Raw genomic sequence first — 22,446 nt, forward strand, 5'->3', positions numbered from 1 at the left:
GTTAGGCAGATCCCCCTCGCGATTTCCTGTTTGATATCAATCGTCGTTCTACTGTGCATGGGGTTGTTTTCGTACAACGGGTTCTTTCGATAAAACGAAAATCGCTTGTGCCGTCGGGCAAAACACCTTTAGGATTCTGCCTGGCTGGAGCAGCGACGTGAGGCTGTCCGCGCTGAAATGGACCTGTGGTTGAATATGGATTTTGCTTGGCGCATCGTGACGTGCCTGCCGCTTACCGAGCTTTGGAACAGCGAAGGTCTGTTGGATGTCCGGCCTGACCAAAGAGTGGGCGCGGCTGAGATCGAGCTGCTTCTGTGGGACGGTGCGAGTTTCGTGGTCGCGGACGTTGGAAAGCCGTTGCGATGGATATCGGCCGCCGACCGCTTTTCGTTCTGGAAGACCGAGGTGAAGGGGCGGCTGATAGCCCGGGACGCTGATTGCTTCAGTCTCGACGACTATCCTGACAGTTACTGCTACGTCGCGACCGCTTGGAGCGGCACGGCGCCGATGCCGATCATTGTTCTAGAGATCCACCATTGACGGGGCTGTGATCGACGGCGGGGCAATATCGCCCACTTGCGCCAACCCGCTGCCCTCTCGCCCGACGGAATATTTCCGCGCTTGCCAACCGGGCCAGTGCGGTTCAGAAAAACGGGGCAATAAGAAACGCGAGCGGAGACCTCTGTTTTGACCATCAAGGGCAAGGCCTACATTGCCGGGATCTACGAACACCCGACCCGGCATGCGCCGGACAAATCCACCGCCCAGCTCCACGCCGAGGTCGCCAAGGGTGCGATCGAGGATGCCGGGCTCAGCAAGGACGATGTCGACGGCTATTTCTGCGCGGGCGACGCACCCGGCGGCGCTTGGCCGATGGTCGATTATCTCGGCCTGAACACCAAGAAGCTCCGCCACGTTGATTCCACAGAGACCGGCGGCTGTTCCTACATCATCCATCTCGGCCATGCCGCTGAAGCCATCGCGGCGGGCAAGTGCTCGATCGCGCTGATCACGCTCGCCGGGAAACCGCGCACCGGCGTGATGCCGCCGCGCGCGGCCGGCGCGGAAGCCGATTTCGAGTCCGCTTACGGCGCGACTACGCATAATGCCTATGGCATGTGTGCCATGCGCCACATGCACGACTATGGCACCACCAGCGAGCAGCTCGCCTGGATCAAGGTCGCGGCCTCGCACCACGCGCAATACAATCCGCATGCAATGCTCAAGGACGTCGTCACGGTCGAGGACGTCTTGAACTCGCCGATGATCTCCGATCCCTTGCATCGCATGGATTGCTGCGTCGTCTCCGACGGCGGCGGCGCGCTGATCGTGACCACGCCCGAGATCGCCAGGAGCCTGAAGAAGCCGCTGGTCAAGCTGATCGGCCATGGCGAGGCGATGAAGGGACCGCGCGGCGGCAAGGATCTCGATCTCACATACTCCGCGGGCATCTGGTCCGGCCCGCGCGCGTTCGAGGAAGCCGGCATCACGCCGAAGGACATCAAATACGCCTCGATCTACGACAGCTTCACCATCACCGTCTTGATGCAGCTCGAGGACCTCGGCTTCTGCAAGAAGGGCGAGGGCGGAAAATTCGTCGCCGACGGCAATCTGATCTCGGGCGTCGGCAAGCTGCCGTTCAACACCGACGGCGGCGGCCTCTGCAGCAACCATCCCGTCAACCGCGGCGGCATGACCAAGATCATCGAGGCCGTCAGGCAGCTGCGCGGCGAAGCGCATCCGAAGGTGCAGGTCAAGAATTGCGACCTCGCCATCGCCCACGGCACCGGCGGCCTTCTGGGCGTTCGCCACGCCGCCTCGACGGCCATTCTGGAGCGCGTGTGATGAGTGAAGCGAAAAAGTATCCGGCCCCGGTGACGAACCCCGAGACCGCCGCGTTTTGGGACGCAGCCAAGCAGGGCAAGTTCATGATCAAGCGCTGCACCGCGTGCGGCGAAGCGCACTACTTCCCGCGCTCGATCTGCCCGTTCTGCTACTCCGACAAGACGGTGTGGGAGGAGGCTTCGGGCGAGGGCACGATCTACACCTGGAGCTTGATGCGGAAGTCGCCGACCGGCCCTTACGCCATCGGCTACGTCACGCTGAAGGAAGGCCCCTCGGTGCAGACCAATTTCGTCGATTGCGATCTCGAGAAGCTGAAGATCGGCCAGAAGGTGAGAGTGGTGTTCAAGCCGACCGACGGCGCACCGCTGCCGTTCTTCACGCCGGCCTGAGGCGCTCTACCCATCCTACGAATTCTTCCTTCCCCCCTTGTGGGGGAAGGTGGCGCGAAGCGCCGGATGAGGGGTATCGCTCCGCGGAAAGACTTTCGATGCGGAGCTAACCCCTCACCCAAACGAGTTTACCGCACGGTTCTCGTGGCCCTCTCCCACAAGGGGAGAGGGCACATTAACGAGCGCCGCTGCTCGCTAAGAATGCCGGGAGGAAACCAAAAAATGTCCGCCAGATATGAAGAACTCAAAGGCCTGAAGAACATCGGCCAGAAATACGCCTACACCGATCGCGAGGTGATGCTCTACGCCTACGGCATCGGGCTCGGTGCCGATCCGATGGACGAGAACGAACTCGCCTTCGTCAACGAGGGCACGTTCACGCCGCGGCCGCTGAAGGTGGTGCCGACCTTTGCTTCCGTCGCGGCGTGGGGCTCGGGGCCGGGCGAGATGAACCTCAACCGCGTGATGGTGGTCGATGGCGAGCGCGACATCACCTTTCACCAGCCGCTGCCGGTGGCCGCGAACATCACCGCCGATTCCTCCGTGCTCGAGGTCTACGACAAGGGCAAGGACAAGGGTGTGGTGATCAGCCACCAGACCGTGCTGAAGAACGGGAAGGGCGAGAAGCTGGCGACGCTGGTCGCTTCGCGCTTCGCTCGCGGCGACGGCGGCTTTGGCGGGCCGAACCTGACCCAGCCCGATCCGCACAAGATCCCGGCGCGCGCGCCCGACAAGACGATCGACATCGTCACGCGTCCCGACCAGGCGCTGGTCTATCGGCTCTGCGGCGACCGCAACCCGCTGCATTCAGATCCTGAGTTTGCGAAGAAGGCCGGCTTCCCGCGCCCGATCCTGCACGGCATGTGCACCTACGGCATCACCTGCCGCGGCGTGCTCCAGACTTATGCCGATTACGACGCCTCCGCCTTCCGCCAGCACGTCGCGCGGTTCTCATCCCCGGTCTATCCCGGCGAGACCGTGACCATGGACCTCTGGAAGGACGGCAACACGATCTCGTTCGAAGCCAAGGTGAAGTCGCGCGGCGTCACCGTGATCAAGAACGGCAAGACGGTGCTGGGTTAGCTGCCTCCGTCATTCCGGGGCGCGCGAAGCGCGAACCCGGAATCTCGAGCTACAATCTCCGGATTCCGGGTTCAGCGCTGCGCGCTGCCCCGGAATGACAATAATAAAACAGGGAGAAGCCACCATGGGACTACTCGACGGCAAGGTCGCGCTGATCACCGGTGCGGGCGGCGGGCTCGGTGAGGCCTACGCGAAACTGTTCGCGCGGGAAGGGGCATCCGTCGTCGTCAACGACCTCGGTGGCCCCCGCGACGGCTCCGGCGCCGACAAGTCGATGGCGCAGCTTGTGGTGGACGCGATCAAGGCGGAAGGCGGCAAGGCGGTCGCCAACGGCGCCGACATCTCCACCATGGAGGGCGGCCAGTCGGTGTTCGACGACGCCATCAAGCATTTCGGCCGCGCCGACATCCTCGTCAACAATGCCGGCATCTTGCGCGACCAGACCTTTGCCAAGGCCTCTGAATCCGACTGGGACAAGGTCATCAAGGTGCACCTGAAGGGTACCTTTTGTTGCACCATGCCGGTGTTTCGCTGGATGCGGGAAAACGGTGGCGGCGTCATCGTCAACACCTCCTCGACATCAGGGCTGATCGGCAATTTCGGGCAGACCAATTACGGCGCGGCCAAGGGCGGCATCTGGGGCCTGTCCAACGTGCTGGCGATCGAGGGCCGCAAGTACAACATCCGGATCTGGACGCTGGCCCCGGGCGCCCTGACCCGCATGACCGCAGACCTGCCCCGCTATAAGGAGAACCCCTCGGCGGCGCTGGGGCCGGACGGCATCGCGCCGGCCGTGCTATACATGGTCAGCGACTTGTCGGGCGACCAGACCGGCAAGGTGCTGGGCGTGTCCGGGCCCCGCGGCGTGCGCGAAATGCGGATGATGGAAATGGAAGGCTGGAAACCGCCGCACTCGGGCTGGAATGCTCAGGACATCGCCGATCATGCCAAGGAGATCTTCTTCTCCGAGGAGCAGATCAAGATGGGGGCGCGGCGGTTTTAGCCGTTGTTGTCGTTCCGGGGCGGCTCGAAGAGCCGAACCCGGAACCTCGAGATTCCGGGTTCGCGCTGCGCGCGCCCCGGAATGACAGAGAAAGAGAGAGACTGATGAAACTGACCGCCGACGCCAAGGGCACCTTCGCAATCGCGCCGACGCCGTTCCACGACGACGGCCGGATCGACGAGCGCTCGATCGACCGCCTGACGGATTTCTACGAGGAGGTCGGCTGCGATGGCGTCACGGTGCTGGGCATCCTCGGTGAGGCGCCGAAGCTCGATGCCGCCGAGGCCGAGCAGGTCGCGGTTCGCTTCGTCAAGCGCGCCAAGAAGATGCAGGTGATCGTCGGCGTCTCCGCGCCGGGCTTTGCCACCATGCGTTCGCTGGCGAAGGCCTCGATGGATGCAGGCGCGGCCGGCGTGATGATCGCGCCGCCGCCCTCGCTTCGCACCGACGACCAGATCGTCGGCTATTTCAAGCAGGCGGCGGAAGCCATCGGCCCCGGCGTGCCGTGGGTGCTCCAGGACTATCCGCTGACCCTGCAGGTGGTGTTCACGCCGGCGGTGATCCGCAAGATCGTCATGGACAATCCGAACTGCGTGATGCTCAAGCACGAGGACTGGCCGGGCCTGGAGAAGATCACGACGCTGCGCAACTTCCAGAAAGACGGCTCGCTTCGCCCGCTCTCGATCCTCTGCGGCAATGGCGGCACGTTCCTGGATTTCGAGATGGAGCGCGGCGCTGACGGCGCCATGACCGGCTATGCTTTTCCCGAACTTCTGATCGACGTCGTGAACCTCTCCAAGGCCGGCAAGCGCGATGCGGCGCATGATCTGTTCGACGCGCATCTGCCGCTGATCCGTTACGAGCAGCAGCCGGGGGCCGGCCTTGCGGTGCGCAAACACGTGCTGCAGAAGCGCGGTATCATCGCCTCCAGCGCGCAGCGCAAGCCGGGCGCGACCATCACGGCGACGGCGAAGGCGGAGGTCGAGTATCTGCTCGCGCGCGTTGCCCGCGTCGACAAGCGCGCCAATCTTGGCCCGCAATCCAGCGCTGCAGGTTAGGTAAATGGCCGAGACATCAGCATCACGCCCGGCGTCGACGATCCTTCTGCTCCGTGATGGAACGGAGGAGGTGGAAGTCTTCATGATGGTCCGCCATCATCAGATCGAGTTCAACTCGGGCGCGCTGGTGTTTCCCGGCGGCAGTGTCGATGCCGGCGACAACGAGATCGTCGCCCGCGCCGACCTGTATTCGGGCGGCGAGGGCCTGAGTGAATCGGACCGCGGCTTTCGTATTGCCGCGATCCGCGAAACCTTTGAAGAGAGCGGCATCCTGCTGGCGCGGTCGAAGGACACGGGCACGCCGGTCGATGCCAGGCGTGCCGGCGAACTCGCCGACAAGCATCGCGTCGCGCTCAACGAGCACAAGATCTCGTTCCTCAGCATCCTCGCCGACAACGGCCTCCAGCTCGCGCTCGACACGCTGGTGCCCTACGCACACTGGATCACGCCCGAGGGCATGCCGAAGCGGTTCGACACCTGGTTCTTCCTGGCCGCGGCGCCCCCGGACCAGCTCGGCGCGCATGACGGCCGCGAGTCGACCGACTCGATCTGGGTGTCGCCGCGCGAGGCGGTGGAGGGCGGGGAGAGCGGCCGCTTCAAGCTGCCGTTCCCGACCACGCGCAACCTGATCCGGCTTGCCAAGCAGGGCAGCGTGGATGCCGCGCTGGAGCACGCCCGCGGCATGTCCATCGTCACGGTGATGCCGGTCATGACCAAGACCGAGACCGGCCGCCAGCTCCGCATCCCCCGCGAGGCCGGCTATGACGGCGAGGTGTTCGAGGTCGGCGCGGTCGGCTGATACACTTCGACACGCAGCGAAGTATTGGCGCTTGCGGGCGCGCTAGGTTCCGTCCATCGCGGAATGGACGGAGCGCACAATGGACAACCGGCAGGACACCAACATCGCCGTCGAGCTGGCGCTGCTCGTCGCGCTCGCAACGCTGTGGGGCGGCTCCTACACCTTCATCAAGCTCGGCGTCGCCACCATTCCGCCGATTACGCTGATCGCGGCGCGCACCGCGATCGCCGGCCTGCTGCTGCTCATCGTCATGCGGGCGCGCGGCATCAAAATGCCGACGGATGCCGCGACCTGGCAGCGCTTCGCGTTCCAGGCCGTGCTCAATAGCGTCATCCCCTGGACGCTGATCGCTTGGGGCGAACGCCATGTCGATGCCGCGCTCGCCACCATCCTCAACTCGGCCGGGCCGATCTTCACCTTCCTGCTTACGGCGGTCGTGACCCGCCACGAGGCGACGACACCGCGAAAGCTGTTCGGCGTGGTCGCCGGCATGGCCGGCATCCTCCTGATTGTCGGCGTCGATACCGTCCACGACATCGGCAGCGGCATCATTGCGGAGGCCGCGATCGTCGCTGCCACCATCTGCTACGCCTGCGCCGCGATCTTCGGCCGCAGCTTCATGGGCCTCGACCCGATGGCGCCCGCCGCCGGCTCGCTGCTGGCGGGCGCGGCCGTCCTGATCCCGGCCTCGCTGGTTGTCGAGCAGCCCTGGACGCTATCGCCGTCGCTGAGTTCCGTGCTGGCGCTGCTCGCGCTCGCGGTGTTCTCGACCGCGGCGGCGTTCGCGATCTATTTCCGCCTGATCCAGACCCTGGGCTCGGTCGGGATCACCGCGCAGGCTTATCTGCGCGTGCCGATCGGGGTCGCCATCAGTGTCGCCTTCCTCGGCGAAACCCTGAGCCGGACCGCCTGGATCGGGCTGGCCTGCGTCGTCCTCGGCGTTGCCGCCATGACGATCCCGGCCTGGCGGCAGGCGAGCGTCAAAACGTCATAAAGCCGGCGCGGAGGACGGGCCGAGAACCACGATATTAAGGATATTCCGAGGCGGGAGGCAGGTTCCCCCGGGCGTGCAATACGTCGTATATTGGGCTTCCAACAGCCCGGTCCCTCAACGCACCAATGTCCGCCGACTTGACGCCGCCCCCCGAGAAAAAGCGAATCTTCTCGCTGTCCATCGGCCAGCTTACGTTCGGAAGCTTCATCCTGGTGCTGGCGGTGATCATCGTCACCTCGACGGCGAGCGTGATCGCGATCCGGCACATCGACACGACCTTCGCCGAATTGCAGCGGCTCCAGAGCGTCGGCGACCTTGCCGAGGACATCGACCGCCGCATGAACGAATTGCGCCTTGCTGCGCGCGACTTCGTCACCGACCCCGGCGCCGGCATCCAGTTCAAGCAGGTGGGCGAGGCGGCCTCGACGCTCAGCGACATCCTGAAGAAGACCCGTATCGAGCTCGCGCCCGAGCAGCAGGACATGATCGACGGGGTCACCGAGCGCCTTGCGACCTATCGCAACGGCCTCGAGCGGATCTCCACCCTGATCGACCGCCGCGCCCAGCTGCTTGCCGGCCTGCCGCCGCTGCGCGACCAGTTCGACGCGGCGGTCTCCGGCACCGCGGACCGCGAGCTCGCCTCGCGCCTATCCGAGGCGCAGAGCCGGATCGCGCTCGGGCTGCTCGCGCGTAATCCCTCCGCGGCCGAGCAGGCCGCGCAGAACATGCGGACGATGGACATCGCCGACGCAAAGCTCCGGACGGCCGTGAATGATTACGCCGAGGCGATCATGGCGGTCGCCGTCCGGGAGCGGCAGATCGCCGACATCGACCGCGAGGTGCTGGGCACCGAGGGCCGGCTGATCGGCCGCGTCACCGAATTGCTGCGCGAGGTCAGCGCAAGGCGCGGCCATGTGCTGTCGCGCGATTTTGCCCGCACGCTCACGGAGGCGCGGTGGCAGAGCATCGTGCTCGGCAGCATCGGCGTGCTGATCGGCATCCTCGCGGCCGGCTTCGTGGTGCGGCGGACGGTACGTCCGCTGGCCCAGATCGCACGATCGATTCGCGCGCTCGCGGCCGGCCAGAAAGACACTTCGATCCCGTCCGCCGACGTCGACAACGAGATCGGCGACATCGCACGCGCCGCCGAAGTGTTCCGCCGCGCGCTGGAAGAAGCCGACACCGCGCGCGAGGCGGCGGTGCGCGCGCTCACCGAGCAGCGCCTCGCCGAAGAGAGCTACCGGAAACTGTTCGAGGGCTCGGTCGACGGCATCTATGTGACGACGCCGGCCGGCGACCTCCTCAACGCCAATCCGGCGCTGGCGCGGATGATGGGCTATGACAGCCCGCAGCACCTCATCGACAGCATCAACGACATCGCCCACACGATCTACGTCCACCCCGAGGCGCGCGTCGAGTATCAGCGGCTGATGCATCGCGACGGCATGGTGCGCGAGTTCGAGTACCAGGTGCGCCAGCGCAGCGGCGACATCCTCTGGCTTTCCGACAGTGCGACCGGCGTGCGGGACGAGCAGGGCAAGATCATCCGCTACGAGGGCACGCTGCGCGACATCACCGACCAGAAGCGGGCGGAAGACGCCATCGCCGAAGGCCGGCGCCTGCTCCAGCAGGTCATCGATACCGTGCCCGCGGTCATCAACGTCAAGGACCGCGACCTGCGCTATGTGCTGATGAACCGCTATATGGCCGGCATCTTCGGCATCGAGCCCGGCGATGCGCTCGGTCGCACCACCGCGGACCTGATGTCGCGTTACGGCGCGGCCAAGACCGACGAGAACGACAAGCGCGTGCTGAGGCTCCGTAAGGGGCTCGGCTTCTACGAGGAGGAGTACAAGGACGCCTCCGGCAACATGCGCCAATGGCTTGTCAACAAGCTGCCGCTGCTCGATGCCGAGGGCGAGATCGAGCGGATCGTCACGGTGGCGCTCGACATCGGCGAGCGCAAGCGCGGCGAGCAGGAGATGCGCAAAGCCAAGGAATCGGCGGAGACCGCGCTGCGCAATCTGCGCGAGACCCAGGCCTCGCTGATCGAGGCGGAGAAGCTCGCCGCGCTCGGACGGCTGGTCGCCGGCGTCGCTCACGAGGTCAACAATCCCGTCGGCATCAGCCTGACGGTCGCCTCCGCGCTGGAGCGCAAGACCGCGATGTTCACGTCCGAGGTCGAGCGCGGCGAGCTCCGCCGCTCGACGCTCAACGAGTTCCTCAACACCAGCCGCGACGCATCCTCGCAGCTCGTCTCCAATCTCAATCGCGCTGCCGAGCTGATCCAGTCGTTCAAGCAGGTCGCGGCCGACCGCAACTATTCGGACCAGCGCAGCTTCGATCTCGGCGACCTCACCGAGCAGGTGGTGATGAGCCTGCGGCCGGGCCTGCGCAAACACAACCTGACGCTCAACGTCGATTGCCAGCCCAACCTGACCATGAACAGCTATCCGGGCCCGTACGGGCAGGTGCTGACCAACCTGTTTCTCAATTCGGTGGCGCACGCCTTTCCCGACGGGCGTCCGGGGATCATCGACATCCAGGTGCGCGAGTCCGGCAAGGACAATGTCGAGATCATCTTCTCCGACAACGGCTGCGGCATGTCGCTCGACGTCCGCCGCCGCGCCTTTGATCCGTTCTTCACGACGCGGCGCGACCAGGGCGGCACCGGACTCGGGCTGCACATCGTCTACAGCATCGTCACCAACCGGCTCGGCGGCCGGCTCGATCTCGATTCCGAGCCGGGCGGGGGCACGCGCATCCAGATCATCCTGCCGCGCACGGCGCCGCTCGAGCAGGCTGCGGAATAGCTAGTCGACTTCGGCGAGCTTGTGCAAAGTAGCGCCGAAAATCAGGCTGGCCTTGCCGACGAGCGCCGTTCCCGTCATCTCCGCGCGCGTGTCCGTGTAGGTCCCACTGACGCCGATGCCGACCGGCGCCGGTCCGCCGAACAGCGGATTGTCGTCGCCCCGCGGTGAGGTGTGCCGCTGCACCAGCACCTCGCCTTTGAAGGAGTGATCATCCTTCACCACGTAGCTGCCGGTGTAATAGAGGTAGGCATCGCCGCCAAGGATCTTGCCGTCGCGGAAAAGAATCACGCCGCTGCCCTTGCCCGCTCGACCATCGAGCAGGTTCACGTGGATCGAATAGAGGCCGTTCTTCATAACGTCCCGCAGGCCGGCCGCCATCGCCCAATGGCGTAACCGGTAGAGCTTTTATGCCAAAGCACATCCCCTCGCGCAACGCGGCAGTTTGCCGGCCGGCCACGATAGCCGGCGGCCGCGAGCCGTAGTTGTCCCGGCTTGTTTGTGACGCGGTTATGACGGTCTCATCATGAGGCGAGGCCCGTCGTTGCGAATCAAGTTGGCCCGCGAAATGCATAACCATTGTTGCACTGGCCGCGGGGTGCTGGAGCAAGACAAACGTGAGCAACTGGATCGATTCCGGCGGCGATCAGCCGCGTCTGTACAGTGCGCGTCCCACGAATTGCAAAAGCGAACGACGGCGGATAGGCAGCGCGGTACGCTGGCGAAGCGTGACGAAGCTGGCATGCGCCTCGGCCTTGATCGCGCTAGCAGCCCCCTTCGGGCACGCCCGTGACCGCGGCCAGTTCGTCAACACCAATGCGGATTTGAAGGCCTGGTTCGACGGCCTGCGAAGCGGCAAGGGGCCGTGCTGCTCCGATGCCGACGGCTCGGCGCTCTCGGACACCGACTGGGACAGCAAGGACGGGCACTATCGTGTCCGCGTCCCGCGCTATGGCTACGCGCTTGAGGGCCAGATGCAGGAACTCGTCTGGGTCGACGTGCCTGAGGAGGCCGTGATCTCGGAGCCGAACCGGGTCGGGCGTACCATGGTGTGGCCGATCTACGGCTATATGGGCGTCACCATCCGCTGCTTCATGCCCGGCAGCATGACTTAGCTGCGCCAAGCGGCACGCCGCCTGGTCTCGCTGATGGCCGATGTGGCGTGCGCCGCGTCAGGTGTATTTCTTGTCGCGCTCGAGCAGCTCGACGGAAATTCCTTCGGGGCCACGGATGAAGCAGATGCGTACGCCGGGCCGGATCGTCGTCGGCTCACGCGTGAACGTGACGCCCTAGGCCTTGATCTCGGCCGCGACGGCGTCGATGTCCTTCACCGTGAGTCTGAAATGATCGAGGCCCTGGTGCGGATGCGGCGGCGGCGGGCTGACGGCGTTGTCGCCCTCGAGCGGGGCGATGAAGATCCTGGCACCGCCGAGGTTCACGTCGATCCGTCCGGGCGCGCGCACGATCTCGCCACCGAGGATGTCCCGCAGCCAGGTCGCCGTGGCCTCCGGATCGGGGCTGCGCAGGTGGACGTGATCCCAGGTGACGGCGATTGGCATTTCATGTTCTCCCAACAGGGTCTTTCGATATTGCGGCGCATGTTAGCGACCCCAGCCGGTGATCGCCACCGTCCTTGCCGACTCGCTTGAAGCGCGGGAACCTTAGTTCGTCTCCCGGATTAAGGTAAGCAGTGGCCCAGTCCGCCGTCGAACCTTCTGCGGCCACGATCGGTGATACAGCCATGAGGGCAGGGCTTGAGCGGGTCGGGTTGGGACGCTTCGCCGCCATTGGTGAGCGCACGGCGCGGGTCGTGACGGTCGCGAGCGTATCATTTGGCCGAAGCATTCTGTGGCTGCTGGCCGCCATCATCGTGGGCTGCGGCGTCTGGATGCTGCTGCCGCTCTCCAAAGGCAACAGCGCTGAACCGGTGAAGCCGGAGTTGGCATCCGTCGAGATGGCGCCTTCGGGCGATGCGGCAGTTGCGGTCACGCCGGGGTCCGAAGCCCAGGCTGCGGCAGAACTCGACCGTCTCAGGATTTCCTCCCAGACCTGGCGCCGCGGCGGCCTTGGCTCGAAGGCGCTGGTGACGTTCACGCTGCGAAATGACAATGACTATGCCGTAACGGATTTGGCGATCGTTTGCGCGTTCGCACGGCGCGACGGCAGTCATCTCACCGACCGCAGCCGCGTTCTGGCCGACACAGTCAGCATGAAGAGCCGCAAGACCTTTGCGCGCATCCCTGTCGGCTACGTCAACGTCAATGCCGATCAGGCGAAGTGTTCGCTGGTTGCAGCCCGTCGCGCGTAAAGGGCGGCATTTTCGGGTAGCGGAAAAGTTACCCTTACCGGGCCTTGGCAGAAAAACCTGGGGTTGCCATTTGAACCAAAGGGCTGGGCCAGGAACCAATTATAGTATCGCCTGTTAAGGCGGAGTGCCCACGCGGGGATTGCGGGGGGCGGAGCGCGGCCAATGCCCATCTTTCGGTATTTCATGTTTGTCGGCGGAGCGTTGCTCGCACTGCTGTTTGCGGTGAACTTCGTTGTGCCGGCCTCGCCCGTGACGCCAGTCGTCGCGACCGCAAACAATGACCAGCCGTTGATCCGGATCCGGTCCGATCGGCACCTGCCTGAGCGCGTCGTGCTCGACACCACCCAGCCGACGATTGCCCCGCCTGCGGTCAAGACTGCTGCCGTCGTTGCGCCTCAGCCGCCGGTGCAGGACAGCACGTCGGCGGAGCTCGCCGAGATGTCGGCCAAGGCGCGGGTCCGCGAGACCTTCGCCCAGTTTACGCCGGGCTCGAAGGCCGATGCCGCTGCAGCCAGGAAGACGGCCCAGGCCCAGGCGGAGATACCGGCGGCTTCGCCGGCCCGGGCTCAGCCCAAGCGCAAGATCGCAAGGGCGCATCCGGCGCCGCAGCATTATGGTGGGCCACAGTTTGGTGGGCCACAATACGGCCGGCCGATGATGGTGGCCCAGCAGCCGCATTTCGCCCTCTTCAACACGACCTGGTGAGAGCGCCTCTGACCCGTCTCGAAACGAGACGGGAAGGGCTTTTTATTGGCCAGCCTCTCTGCTAATTCGAACGCGTCCGAACGCCGCCGGTACGCTGGTTCGCCAGCAACGGTCCGGCGCTTCTCGGTTGCGGCCCGATGTACGGGCCGGGGCGCTCGTAGCTCAGCTGGATAGAGCATCGGATTTCGATTCCGAGGGTCGGAGGTTCGAATCCTTCCGAGCGCGCCAGTCTTGATGTTCCGGATATGTTCCGAACTGGCGCCAATGCCGGTCAGCGTCGCACGGCGTGCGTTGTCAGCTTGCCGGAAGTCCGATCTGCCGGCCCCGCGCCAGCGTGTCCGAGGGCGCCTCGTGGAAGGTCGCACGGTAGGCCGCGGCAAACTCGCCCATGTGATGGAAACCCTGGGCACGTGCGCAGGTGGCGACGGTGGCGCCGCCGCCTTTCAGCAGCCGGGCGCGTGTCGCCCACAGTCTCTTCAGGCGGATGTACTGGTGCAGGCTCATGCCGCGCACCTTGCTGACTGCGCCGCCGAGCGTCCGAATCGAGACGCCGAACTCGCCGGCGAGGTCGGCCGTATAGATCGGAGCGGTCGGATAGGCCGCGACGTATTCGTCGATCCACTGCACGAGCTTGGCCGACCGCCCGCCCTGGACCGAGGTGCTCCGCTCCGGTCGCGCGTCGATCCGAAACAAATCGTCGAGCGCGAGCAGCAGGCCTTCCTGGAGATGGGCGGCGGCCTCGGTGGTCTCGAACAGGAGCGGCTGCACCGACGCGGTTCGCAGGATGTCGAGCAGGAGTTGCCGTGTGTGCAGCAGGGCCGGCCGGTTCGCGACATAGGCCCGCAAATCGTCGGCATGATCGAACCAGCCCCGGTCTTTCAGGCCTGGAGAGAAGATGATCATCGCATGATAGTTCGTGCGGGGTTCGACGAAATGGCATTCGTCGTTGCCGCGGAGCGCAACGAAGAAGCGCGCGTCGAGATCCATTCCCTTGGAATTGACCAGAAGGTCGTCGGTCATCGACAGGATCACCATCCCGCCCGGCATGCGATAGGCGGTGTCGAGGATGCGCGCGAACGATCTCATCACGATGATGCGGCACGCCGGCAGAGAGACGACGGCGCGAGCGGCCGCGAAGTTCGGGACGTCGAGCGGAATGCTTCGAGCGTCCTCCATCGACTCGATCGGCCGAAAGGCATCGACATCGGCAAAGTCGATCAGTTGAAGCGCGGAGGACGGGGCGAAGGCGTCGAACATGCGTCTGGCCGGCTGCTGCAATGTGACAATAAAATGAACGTCGGTACATCGCCATCAATGGCGAAACATCGCGCTTCAGTAAACCGGATTCCGGGCCGTAGTATTGCGGACATCATGCCAAGGCGTCCGTCAGATCATTGTCACCGTCAACGTTCCCGGTTCATCGGTTGGCCGGAGGCGAGGTCGATGAAATGGATGCGCGTGCAGGCGGGGCAGACGAAGGACTCGAAGCTCCGTCCCTCCGGTATCTGCTGCTTCTCCAGATGCGTCTGCACATTCATGCCCGTCTGGGGGCATCGAAAAACAATCAGGTCGGCCATCGTCGCAGAATGTCGGCGCGGCGAATTTTTCTCTTTGATCTAGATCAGTTTTGGAATTGCTCCAGACCGGCCGAACAGGCGCGCGTGGACCATCCGCGATCTTGCAAAAGCGAAGGGGCCCCGAGGGCCCCTTCGAATGTTACCAGCGGCGATAGCCGTAACCATAATAGCGCGGGCCGTAGCCGCCGTAGTAGCGCGGCGGTCCATAATATCGGGGGCCGTAGTACGGCCGCGGGCCGTAATATCCATAATAGTTCGGACGCCAGAAACAGCGCCCCCAAGCATCGCAGACCATGCGGACCTGCTCGACGTCGGAGACCTGCGGGACCGCAGGTGCAGGCGCGATGGGCATGGCGGACGCCGCCGGCGATGCCGCGAGGGCACCGAACAGGGACGCGGCGACGAGGCCAATCTTCAGATTCATAATGTCTTCCTCCGCTTACGCGATGCAGGATATCGAAGTTGTTCTGATCAAATTGTGGCGGAACCGAAATGTAATGCTGATGAACAAATCTTCAGTTGCTCCGCCGCGGGTCTGATCCCAGCTCTGCCAGATTACTCCAGCTCCGCGCTTCTGGCCATGTCGTGCTTGCCTCGCGGCCGCATCGCGGGACATCGCCACCAACCTTGATCCTGCGCAATTCATCTTCGGTGCATCCTCCCTAGTACCCGGAATCAGAGCTGAGTGATACGGCGGCCTTTGAAACGGCGTTGACGGACCTTTTTCTTGGTCCAGACGAAGGGCTCGGCTCTGTCGTTGTATGCGTTGACGTAGGCATCGATGTGTTCCTGAAGCTGCTTGAGGCTCGTGAAGGAGGTGCCGCTGAGCGACTGCCCCTGCAAGATGGAAAACCATACTTCGACCTGATTGAGCCATGACGCACTTGTCGGCGTGAAATGAAATTGCACGTTGGGGTGGGCCTTGAGCCAGTCCTCGTTCTTTTTATGGGTGTTGAGGTTGTCGAGGATGACGTGAAGCTTGCGGTTCGGAAAAGCCGCGGTGACGCTGTTCATGAAATCGAGAAACTCGACGCGGCGCCGGCGTTTTGAATGGGTCGCGATGATCTTTCCGGTGGCGACTTCGAGCGCCGCAAACAATGTTGTGGTGCCATGCCGCTTGTAATCGTGGCTTTGGCCGGTCAAGGCGCGGCCATTGGGCAACTTCAGATAACCCTGCGCTCGCTCCAAAGCCTGGATCGAGGGCTTCTCGTCCACGCACAGCACAATGGCCTTCGCCGGCGGCGCGACATAGAGGCCGACAACATCGGCGGCTTTGGCTTGCGAGCCACCAGGTCAATCTTGTGGCTGCGCAGGAACCGCCAGACATATTGGACATCGACATCGCCCAGCGCCTCGGCCAGCAGGGGCCGGTCCAGCGCGCAAACCCTTGCGGTGGCGGCTTATCCAGCAGCTTCAGAATCCGCTTGTCGGTCGTCTTCGTATAGATCGGCTGCTTGCCAGGCCGCGGCTTGTCTTGCAGCCCTTCAAGGCCATGGTCGGCATAGCGATGCCGCCAAAGGCTGACAATCCGCGGCTGGACCCCAACTTCCTTGGCGATCGACCGGGTGCTGCGCCCATCCGCCGCCAACAGAACTATCCGCGCCCGCTTCAAATCGCGCTGCAACGTCACCGGTGAGCGACAGCACGCCTCAAGCACCTTGCGATCTTTCCTCGAAAGGTGGACTTCTCTTGCTTCGGGTATCATCCCGACCTTGAATCACGACTCACGTTCCAAGAAAAGTGGGTACTAGGGTCCAGACTCAATTGAGCCAATATGCGACGAGAGCGGCGAGATGAACAGCGGCCAAAAAATTACGGGCGAGCTTGTCATATCGCGTGGCGATGCGCCGGAAGTCCTTGAGCCTGCAAAAGCAGCGTTCGATGACATTTCGTCCTTTGTAGGCGCGTTTGTTGAAGCGATGGATGACGACACGGTTAGATTTATTGGGGATTACGGGCTTGGCGCCACGACGAATGATTTCGCCGCGAAGCTTGTCGCCATCATACCCTTTGTCGGCGAGGAGCACGCTCATGGGTGGCGCGAGCGCCAGGACATCGGGAGCCGCAGCGATATCGGCATCCTGGCCTGGAGTCAGATGCAGGACGACCGGCCGGCAGAGCGGATCGCTCAGCGCATGGATTTTTGTCGTGCGGCCTCCGCGCGAGCGGCCGATTGCTTGATTGTGCTCCCCCCTTTTCCGCCGGAGGCACACCGGTGAGCTTTAATCGAGGTCGAGTCGAGCGACAGTACGACGCCGTCTTCGCCAGGCTTGGCCAGCGCTTCGAAGATTGCGCACCATCGTCCTCGCTTGGCCCAGCGATTGAAGCGATTGTAGATCGTCGTGTAAGGGCCGTATTCACGTGGACAATCACGCCATCGTGCACCCGATTGCAGCATGTGAATGATGCCGCTGACGATGCGTCGGTCGTCGTCCCGATCCGGCCCCGTCAGTCCCCTCGGCAGATGCGGTTCGATACGCGCCCATTGCCTGTCGTTCAGCCAAAACAAACCAGCGCGCATTCTCTCGCCCCCGAATCAACACGTAGGCAAGAGAATCACGTGGCGCTATTTAGGTACAGACCCTAGTCTTGTCGCCGTGGGCCGTCCTTCGCGGAATACGAAGAGCGCGTTCGGCCGGTCGTCCGCATCGGTCCGGGGCCCACCGTTTGCTTGGAGCTGTGCAATGGACAAGATGAGAATCGACAAGGGTGACTGGCTGGTCGTGTGCGACGGGCGCAAGGCGCTCATTCTGGAAAACCTCGGCGACGAGATGTTTCCGAACCTGCACACCAGGGAGGTGCACGAGCAGCCCAATCCCCCGACGAGCGCACAAGGGAGCGATGCGCCGGGCCGATTGCATGGCGCAGCCGGCGGTGCGCGCAGCTCGGTCGAGCAGACCGATTGGCACGATGAGGCCGAGCGCGCCTTCCTACGCGGCCTGGCCAGCCGGCTCGACGCCGCGGTCAGCTCGGGCGAGACGTCGGCCCTGACCATGGTGGCCTCACCGCGTGCGCTCGGCATGATCCGCGCCGATTATTCGGACGTCGTGCGCAAGGCGCTTCAGGGCGAGGTGAGCAAGGACCTCGTCAAGCTGCCGGTCTACGAGATCGAGAAGCAATTGCTGCTGTCGGGCGCCGCCAGATAGGGACGCCCGCAGCGGACGCGCCGGCGCCCCTTCAGAAGCAGGGGTGCCGGCGGCGGTCCTGGCCGACATAGGCGGCCGCGCTCTGGTAGCAGCGGTTGGTCGAGGGGCCGTCGTAATAGGCGAAGGTGCCGGGGGTGATGCCGGGGCCGTAATTGTGCAGATAGCTGATCGGGTAGGGCAGCGGGTTGACGTAGGAGCGGTGGTACCGGTGATGTGCCCGCGCCTCCGCGAGACCAGGGGCTAGGATTGCGGCCGACAGGGCAGCAACCGCGGCTACAAGCTTCAACTTGCTCATCTCGATTCTCCGGAACCCGCGCGAATAGGTCGTCCGGTTATAGCCATTTCAAGCCGCCAGGACACCTGTCCGGCGGCCGGAAAACGGGGCCAGTCCCGCCGATTCCCGGGTGGGTGTGACAGAATTGCCGGAAGTGCGGCCGGACCCTGCCCATTTTTGGCCTTTTCGGGATGCTTAACGAATTCCCCACACAAGTATGACCAAAGAGAATTCGGTTAGAATCCTGTTGCCGGCCCTTTGGGGGTCCTTCGAGGCCGGTCCCATTCCTGAAGGCTTTCGTCGTCCGCCGCCATGCGCATCACGCTTTTGAGCCTGCTGTTGCTCTGCCTCGCCGCCGCCACGCCGGCGCGGGCCGAGCTGCACATTACCCGCGACCATGGCGGCTATGTCGAGGAGTACAAGGCCAAGTACAAGCGTGTCCGCGAGAAGGGCGAGCGCGTCATCATCGACGGCATCTGCAATTCGGCCTGCACGCTCGTGCTCGGCATCGTGCCGATGAACAAGATCTGCGTGACGCCGCGCGCCAGCCTCGGCTTCCATCAGGCCTATTACGACAAGGCCTTCACTTTCGGCATCAAGGTCACCAGCTCGGAAGGGACGTCCGACCTGATGTCCTACTATCCTGACACGGTGAAGGACTGGATCCGCCGCAATGGCGGACTCACCACCGACATGAAGAAGATCAAGAACGGCGTCGAGCTTTGGAAGATCATCGACCCCTGTCCGGAAGAATGGTGAGCGGCTGATCCGAGCCGCTGCCGCTCGTCGCAGCGCAGCATCGCTAGGCGAGAAATTCGCATTGCCGCATCGGCCCCCATGGGGCAATGAGGGCGGCAATGAACCATAATCAAGAAGCCCTGACCGCCCGCGCCGCGCCGATCCTGTTCGTCCTGCTCTGGAGCACCGGATTCATCGGCACCAAATACGTCATCAGTAACGCCGATCCCTTGACCTATCTCGCCATCCGCATGGCGATCGTGGTCGGCCTGATGGCGATCATCGCAGGCATTGCGCGGCCAAAATGGCCCGACCGTATTGGCATCGCGCACAGCGCGGTTGCCGGCATCCTCGTCCATGGCTTCTATCTCGGCGGCACCGCGATCGCGATCGCCCATTCGATTCCGGCCGGGCTCTCCGCACTGATTCCGGGCCTGCAGCCGATCCTGACCTCGACCATCGCCAACCGCTGGCTGGGCGAGAAGGTGACGCCGGTGCAATGGGCGGGGCTCGTGCTCGGCCTCGGCGGCGTGGTGCTGATCCTGCACAACCGCCCCATGACCGGCGAAGCCGGGCTCGGCTGGCTTGCCTCGGTGGTCTCGCTGATCAGCATCACGCTCGGCACGCTCTATCAGCGTCGCTACTGCAACCACATCGACTGGCGCGCCGGCAATCTCGTGCAATATGTGGCCGTCACCGTCTTCTTCGCGACCGGCGCCTTCCTGTTCGAGGATCGCGTGGTGCACTGGACGCGGGAGTTCGTGCTCGCGCTCGCCTGGCTCACTGTAGCGCTCTCGATCGGATCGATCGGGCTGTTGTACTGGCTGATCCGCCACGCCGCGGCGACGTCGGTCGCGAGCCTGTTCTATCTCGTGCCCGCCGTGACCGCGCTGATGGCTTACGCACTGTTCGACGAGAAGCTCGATGCGATGGCGATTGCCGGCATGGCGATGTGCGCGGCCGCGGTGTTCGTGGTCAACCGGCGCGTCTAGGCTGACGGGGCGAGGCGACGGCATACATCCCTGACGTGCGCGGCGCGCCGTGTTAGGCTGGCCGCATTTCAGCTTCCCTTTCACGCGGTGACCTCCATGAAGAAGGCGAGACGTGCGCTGCTCGGCCGGTCCCTGAAGCCGGTCCGGATTGCCTGCATCAACTACGCGGAGGAAACGATCAGCGGCCGCATGATGAGCCAGCTCACCGCGGCGCTCCAGAAATGTTACGACAAGCATTTCCTGCCGGTGTGGGGCTATCCGGTCGACCTTTATGTCACGAAAAGGCCGAAGCCCACCGATTGGCAGCTCGTCTATTTTGACGACGCCTCGCATGAGGGGCTGCTCGGGCGCCATGAGCTGACGCATCGCGGCCAGCCGATCTCGAAGATCTTCGTCAAGGCGCTGGGCGAGGAGCCCGTCAGCGTCGCGGCCTCGCACGAGCTGTTCGAGATGGTGCTCGACCCCATGGCCAATCTCTGGGCCGACAAGAATAGGAACACGCAATACGCCTACGAGGTCTGCGACGCCGTGGAGGAGGACTCCTTCTTCGTCGGCGGCTTCGAGATGTCGAACTTCGTCTATCCGTCCTGGTTCGAGCCGTTCGAGCATCCGCGCGGCACCAAGTTCGACCACAAGGGAACGCTGAAGGAGCCGTTCTCGATGACCGAGGGCGGCTACGTCATCAAGAAGGTCAACGGCAGGCGGGTGATCAAGCAGTTCGGCTCGCCCGAGAAACGGCGGCGCTTTGCCAAGGAGGACCGGCGCGGCCATCGCAGCGAATTTCGCGACCCGCGAGGGGTCCATCATCCGGGGCGGCGCGCAGCCAAGCGGCGAGGATAGGCTATTGCGGGGAGAAGCCTCCGGGGGCGCGTCCGCACCCGAAGGCTTGTTCGTGTCTGCTCTCGGGAGCGCGATCAGCGCTTGGCCTTCTTGGCCTTCTTTTTCTTCTTGGCGGCCTTCTTCGCGGATTTCTTCACGGCCTTCTTCGCGGTCTTCTTGGCCGCCTTTTTCGACGACTTCTTTGCGGCCTTCTTCGGCGCTACTTTCTTCGCGACCTTCTTGGCGGCTTTCCTGACCTTCTTGACGGCCGTGACTGCGGCGTCCTTGGTCGCATCCACGGCGGTGGTGATCGTCTCCATTGCCTGTTCGGTGATCGGCTTATCGTCGTCCATATCGTCCCCCACGGTTTGTATGGAGCGATGACGATAGCGGGTTTCAAAATTGTGTCAAAGCAACCCTCAACCTTTGCGGATCTTTGCGTAGGCGGAGAGCGCGCGCTCGCGTCCCCGGGCGTGATCGACGATCGGCTGCGGATAGGTCTTGCCGAGCGTGACGCCGGCGCTCGCCAGCTCGATCGGCGTCGCCTGCCAGGGCTGGTGGATCAGCTTCGCCGGCAGTCCTTGCAGCTCCGGCACCCAGCGCCGGACATAGGTTCCATCGGGATCGAACTTCTCGCCCTGCAGCTGCGGATTGAACACGCGGAAATAGGGCGCAGCATCGGCGCCGCAGCCCGCGACCCACTGCCAGTTGGCGGGATTACTGCCGGCATCCGCATCGACCAGCGTGTCCCAGAACCAGGCCTCGCCATCGCGCCAGTCGATCAGGAGGTGCTTGACCAGGAAGGACGCCGCCACCATCCGTACCCGGTTGTGCATCACGCCGGTGTGCCAGAGCTCGCGCAGGCCGGCATCGACGATCGGGTAGCCGGTGCGGCCCCGCTGCCAGGCGGCGAGCGCCTTGGTGTCGCGCTTCCAGGGGAAGCCGTCGAAGTTCGTTTGCAGGTTTTCGGTGGCGAGGTCGGGGTGGTCGTGGAGGAGGTGGCGGCAGAATTCGCGCCAGCCGAGCTCGCTCAGGAACTTCTCGATGCCGGGCCCGAGCGCCGCATCCTCGGCCGCGGCGAAGCGCGCGGCGTGCCAGACCTGCCGCGGGCTGAGCTCGCCGAACCGCAAATGCGGCGACAGGCCTGACGTGCCCACCCGGTCCGGGCGGTCGCGGTCGCCGGCATAGCCGCGCGCGATCGTCTTGAGGAAGTCGCGCAGGCGCGCGCGGGCCGAGGCTTCGCCCGGCGTCCAGCGCTCGCGCAGGCCGCCCGCCCAATCGGGCTTGGTCGGCGCGAGCTGCCAGCTCTCCAGCCTGTCGCTCACGATCTTTGGACCCGGGCGCAGCTGCTTCGGCGCGGGGAGGGGTTTTGGCGGATCGCCGAGCGACAGCACGCGCCGCCAGAACGGCGTGAACACGCGCAGGCCCCGGCCTTCTTTGTTGCGGATCGCCGAAGGTGGGGCGATCAAGTCTCCGGGGAAGCTTTGCGACTCCACGCCGAGCTTTGCCAGTGTCGCTTCGAGCTGCCTCTCAACTGCCTGATGCGGCGCTTGCGCGATCCCGTTCCAATAGACGGCACGGGCGCCGCTTTCGCGCGCCACTTCGGGGATCACCTTGGCTGCGGGCCCCTTGCGCAGGATCAGCGATCCGCCCCGCGCTGCGATCTCGGCGCCGAGCGCCCGCAGCGACTGTGCCAGCCACCAGCGCGCCGCGCCGCCGGGTGCCCGGCCGGCTGTGTCGTCGAGTACGTAGAGGCAAACCACCAGCGCACCGGTCTTGGCGGCGGCATGGAGGGCGGGGTGATCGGACAGGCGGAGGTCATCGCGGAACCAGACGACGATAGGCGGCGCGCTTGGTGTGGTCAGGGCGTCCTCGTTTACAATTTGTAAAGCATGGGGCGGCGTGA

General features: G+C 64.3%; 24 protein-coding genes, 1 tRNA gene and 2 pseudogenes. 17 read left to right on the plus strand and 10 right to left on the minus strand.

Annotated features, from left to right (window positions below; genetic code table 11):
• Positions 1–177 precede the first annotated feature (177 nt).
• From ACFLEY_RS17860 to ACFLEY_RS17900, 9 genes are all read left to right on the plus strand, one after another.
• Positions 178–540, plus strand: a complete 363-nt coding sequence (locus ACFLEY_RS17860; RefSeq protein WP_060912573.1) for a hypothetical protein — start codon at positions 178–180, stop codon at positions 538–540.
• Between the two features lie 147 nt (positions 541–687).
• Positions 688–1,845 (plus strand): thiolase domain-containing protein, encoded by a 1,158-nt coding sequence (locus ACFLEY_RS17865; protein WP_060912572.1) that lies wholly within the window; start codon positions 688–690, stop codon positions 1,843–1,845.
• Entirely contained in the window at positions 1,845–2,234 is a 390-nt protein-coding gene (locus ACFLEY_RS17870; RefSeq protein WP_011088090.1) for a Zn-ribbon domain-containing OB-fold protein, read from the plus strand. Before ACFLEY_RS17865 ends, ACFLEY_RS17870 begins: the two co-directional genes overlap by 1 nt.
• A gap of 222 nt (positions 2,235–2,456) precedes the next feature.
• Positions 2,457–3,317, plus strand: a complete 861-nt coding sequence (locus ACFLEY_RS17875; protein WP_060912571.1) for a MaoC family dehydratase — start codon at positions 2,457–2,459, stop codon at positions 3,315–3,317.
• 124 nt (positions 3,318–3,441) lie between these two features.
• Positions 3,442–4,320 carry an SDR family oxidoreductase gene (locus ACFLEY_RS17880; protein WP_060912570.1) on the plus strand — a complete coding sequence of 293 codons (879 nt, stop codon included), beginning with the start codon at positions 3,442–3,444 and terminating at the stop codon, positions 4,318–4,320.
• Between the two features lie 104 nt (positions 4,321–4,424).
• Positions 4,425–5,378 (plus strand): dihydrodipicolinate synthase family protein, encoded by a 954-nt coding sequence (locus ACFLEY_RS17885; RefSeq protein WP_211433888.1) that lies wholly within the window; start codon positions 4,425–4,427, stop codon positions 5,376–5,378.
• Positions 5,379–5,382: 4 nt separating this feature from the next.
• The gene (locus ACFLEY_RS17890; protein WP_028171423.1) at positions 5,383–6,177 is read left to right on the plus strand and encodes an NUDIX domain-containing protein; all 795 of its coding nucleotides are present in this window, start codon (positions 5,383–5,385) and stop codon (positions 6,175–6,177) included.
• Positions 6,178–6,256: 79 nt separating this feature from the next.
• Positions 6,257–7,171 (plus strand): DMT family transporter, encoded by a 915-nt coding sequence (locus tag ACFLEY_RS17895; RefSeq protein ID WP_011088085.1) that lies wholly within the window; start codon positions 6,257–6,259, stop codon positions 7,169–7,171.
• 125 nt (positions 7,172–7,296) lie between these two features.
• Entirely contained in the window at positions 7,297–9,984 is a 2,688-nt protein-coding gene (locus tag ACFLEY_RS17900) for a PAS domain S-box protein (protein ID WP_011088084.1), read from the plus strand.
• On the opposite strand, the gene ACFLEY_RS17905 is transcribed toward ACFLEY_RS17900, so the two are convergent.
• On the minus strand, positions 9,985–10,338 hold the full coding sequence (locus tag ACFLEY_RS17905; protein ID WP_028171426.1) for a GrlR family regulatory protein: 354 nt from the start codon (positions 10,336–10,338) through the stop codon (positions 9,985–9,987). It lies immediately after the preceding gene.
• 260 nt (positions 10,339–10,598) lie between these two features.
• Between ACFLEY_RS17905 and ACFLEY_RS17910 the strand changes: the two genes are divergently transcribed.
• Positions 10,599–11,096, plus strand: a complete 498-nt coding sequence (locus ACFLEY_RS17910) for a hypothetical protein (RefSeq protein WP_060912568.1) — start codon at positions 10,599–10,601, stop codon at positions 11,094–11,096.
• A 57-nt stretch (positions 11,097–11,153) separates the two neighbouring features.
• Here ACFLEY_RS17910 and ACFLEY_RS17915 read toward each other — a convergent pair.
• Positions 11,154–11,540: pseudogene (locus tag ACFLEY_RS17915) on the minus strand (VOC family protein).
• A 182-nt stretch (positions 11,541–11,722) separates the two neighbouring features.
• Here ACFLEY_RS17915 and ACFLEY_RS17920 point away from each other — a divergent pair.
• The 3 genes from ACFLEY_RS17920 to ACFLEY_RS17930 all read left to right on the plus strand — a co-directional run bounded on the left by ACFLEY_RS17920 (position 11,723) and on the right by ACFLEY_RS17930 (position 13,222).
• Positions 11,723–12,289, plus strand: a complete 567-nt coding sequence (locus ACFLEY_RS17920; RefSeq protein WP_396604976.1) for a hypothetical protein — start codon at positions 11,723–11,725, stop codon at positions 12,287–12,289.
• 162 nt (positions 12,290–12,451) lie between these two features.
• Positions 12,452–12,994 carry a hypothetical protein gene (locus ACFLEY_RS17925; protein ID WP_060912566.1) on the plus strand — a complete coding sequence of 181 codons (543 nt, stop codon included), beginning with the start codon at positions 12,452–12,454 and terminating at the stop codon, positions 12,992–12,994.
• A gap of 151 nt (positions 12,995–13,145) precedes the next feature.
• Positions 13,146–13,222 (plus strand) — tRNA-Arg (locus ACFLEY_RS17930).
• Positions 13,223–13,288: 66 nt separating this feature from the next.
• Here the strand turns inward: ACFLEY_RS17930 and ACFLEY_RS17935 are convergent.
• The 5 genes and pseudogenes from ACFLEY_RS17935 to ACFLEY_RS17955 all read right to left on the minus strand — a co-directional run bounded on the left by ACFLEY_RS17935 (position 13,289) and on the right by ACFLEY_RS17955 (position 17,092).
• Positions 13,289–14,251 carry an AraC family transcriptional regulator gene (locus ACFLEY_RS17935; RefSeq protein ID WP_060912565.1) on the minus strand — a complete coding sequence of 321 codons (963 nt, stop codon included), beginning with the start codon at positions 14,249–14,251 and terminating at the stop codon, positions 13,289–13,291.
• Positions 14,252–14,397: 146 nt separating this feature from the next.
• Positions 14,398–14,571 carry a zinc ribbon domain-containing protein gene (locus ACFLEY_RS17940; protein WP_011088072.1) on the minus strand — a complete coding sequence of 58 codons (174 nt, stop codon included), beginning with the start codon at positions 14,569–14,571 and terminating at the stop codon, positions 14,398–14,400.
• A 139-nt stretch (positions 14,572–14,710) separates the two neighbouring features.
• A complete protein-coding gene (locus ACFLEY_RS17945; RefSeq protein WP_028171430.1) occupies positions 14,711–14,995 on the minus strand; it encodes a hypothetical protein in 285 nt (94 codons plus the stop codon).
• A 251-nt stretch (positions 14,996–15,246) separates the two neighbouring features.
• Positions 15,247–16,276 (minus strand): annotated as a pseudogene (locus ACFLEY_RS17950) (IS630 family transposase).
• 55 nt (positions 16,277–16,331) lie between these two features.
• Positions 16,332–17,092 (minus strand): IS5 family transposase gene (locus tag ACFLEY_RS17955; protein ID WP_110115998.1). Its coding sequence is split into 2 segments (ribosomal slippage): positions 16,332–16,753 and positions 16,753–17,092, totalling 762 coding nucleotides; the frame shifts between segments, so codons are not numbered across the junction.
• A gap of 163 nt (positions 17,093–17,255) precedes the next feature.
• Between ACFLEY_RS17955 and ACFLEY_RS17960 the strand changes: the two genes are divergently transcribed.
• Positions 17,256–17,717: a host attachment protein gene (locus tag ACFLEY_RS17960; protein WP_060912564.1), complete on the plus strand. Its 462-nt coding sequence runs from the start codon at positions 17,256–17,258 to the stop codon at positions 17,715–17,717.
• A gap of 31 nt (positions 17,718–17,748) precedes the next feature.
• On the opposite strand, the gene ACFLEY_RS17965 is transcribed toward ACFLEY_RS17960, so the two are convergent.
• Positions 17,749–18,012 (minus strand): hypothetical protein, encoded by a 264-nt coding sequence (locus ACFLEY_RS17965; RefSeq protein ID WP_060912563.1) that lies wholly within the window; start codon positions 18,010–18,012, stop codon positions 17,749–17,751.
• Between the two features lie 291 nt (positions 18,013–18,303).
• On the opposite strand from ACFLEY_RS17965, the gene ACFLEY_RS17970 reads away from it, so the two are divergent.
• The 3 genes from ACFLEY_RS17970 (at position 18,304) to ACFLEY_RS17980 (ending at position 20,561) form a co-directional block, all read left to right on the plus strand.
• The gene (locus ACFLEY_RS17970; RefSeq protein WP_011088070.1) at positions 18,304–18,750 is read left to right on the plus strand and encodes a hypothetical protein; all 447 of its coding nucleotides are present in this window, start codon (positions 18,304–18,306) and stop codon (positions 18,748–18,750) included.
• A gap of 98 nt (positions 18,751–18,848) precedes the next feature.
• Entirely contained in the window at positions 18,849–19,721 is an 873-nt protein-coding gene (locus ACFLEY_RS17975) for a DMT family transporter (protein ID WP_060912562.1), read from the plus strand.
• A gap of 96 nt (positions 19,722–19,817) precedes the next feature.
• Positions 19,818–20,561: a hypothetical protein gene (locus tag ACFLEY_RS17980; protein ID WP_060912561.1), complete on the plus strand. Its 744-nt coding sequence runs from the start codon at positions 19,818–19,820 to the stop codon at positions 20,559–20,561.
• Positions 20,562–20,635: 74 nt separating this feature from the next.
• Here ACFLEY_RS17980 and ACFLEY_RS17985 read toward each other — a convergent pair whose 3' ends face one another.
• On the minus strand, positions 20,636–20,893 hold the full coding sequence (locus ACFLEY_RS17985; protein ID WP_060912560.1) for a hypothetical protein: 258 nt from the start codon (positions 20,891–20,893) through the stop codon (positions 20,636–20,638).
• 66 nt (positions 20,894–20,959) lie between these two features.
• On the minus strand, positions 20,960–22,405 hold the full coding sequence (locus ACFLEY_RS17990) for a deoxyribodipyrimidine photo-lyase (RefSeq protein WP_060912559.1): 1,446 nt from the start codon (positions 22,403–22,405) through the stop codon (positions 20,960–20,962).
• Positions 22,406–22,446: the final 41 nt, after the last annotated feature.

This window comes from Bradyrhizobium sp. YCK136, assembly GCF_044570075.1.
In the GTDB taxonomy this organism is placed as follows: domain Bacteria; phylum Pseudomonadota; class Alphaproteobacteria; order Rhizobiales; family Xanthobacteraceae; genus Bradyrhizobium; species Bradyrhizobium diazoefficiens.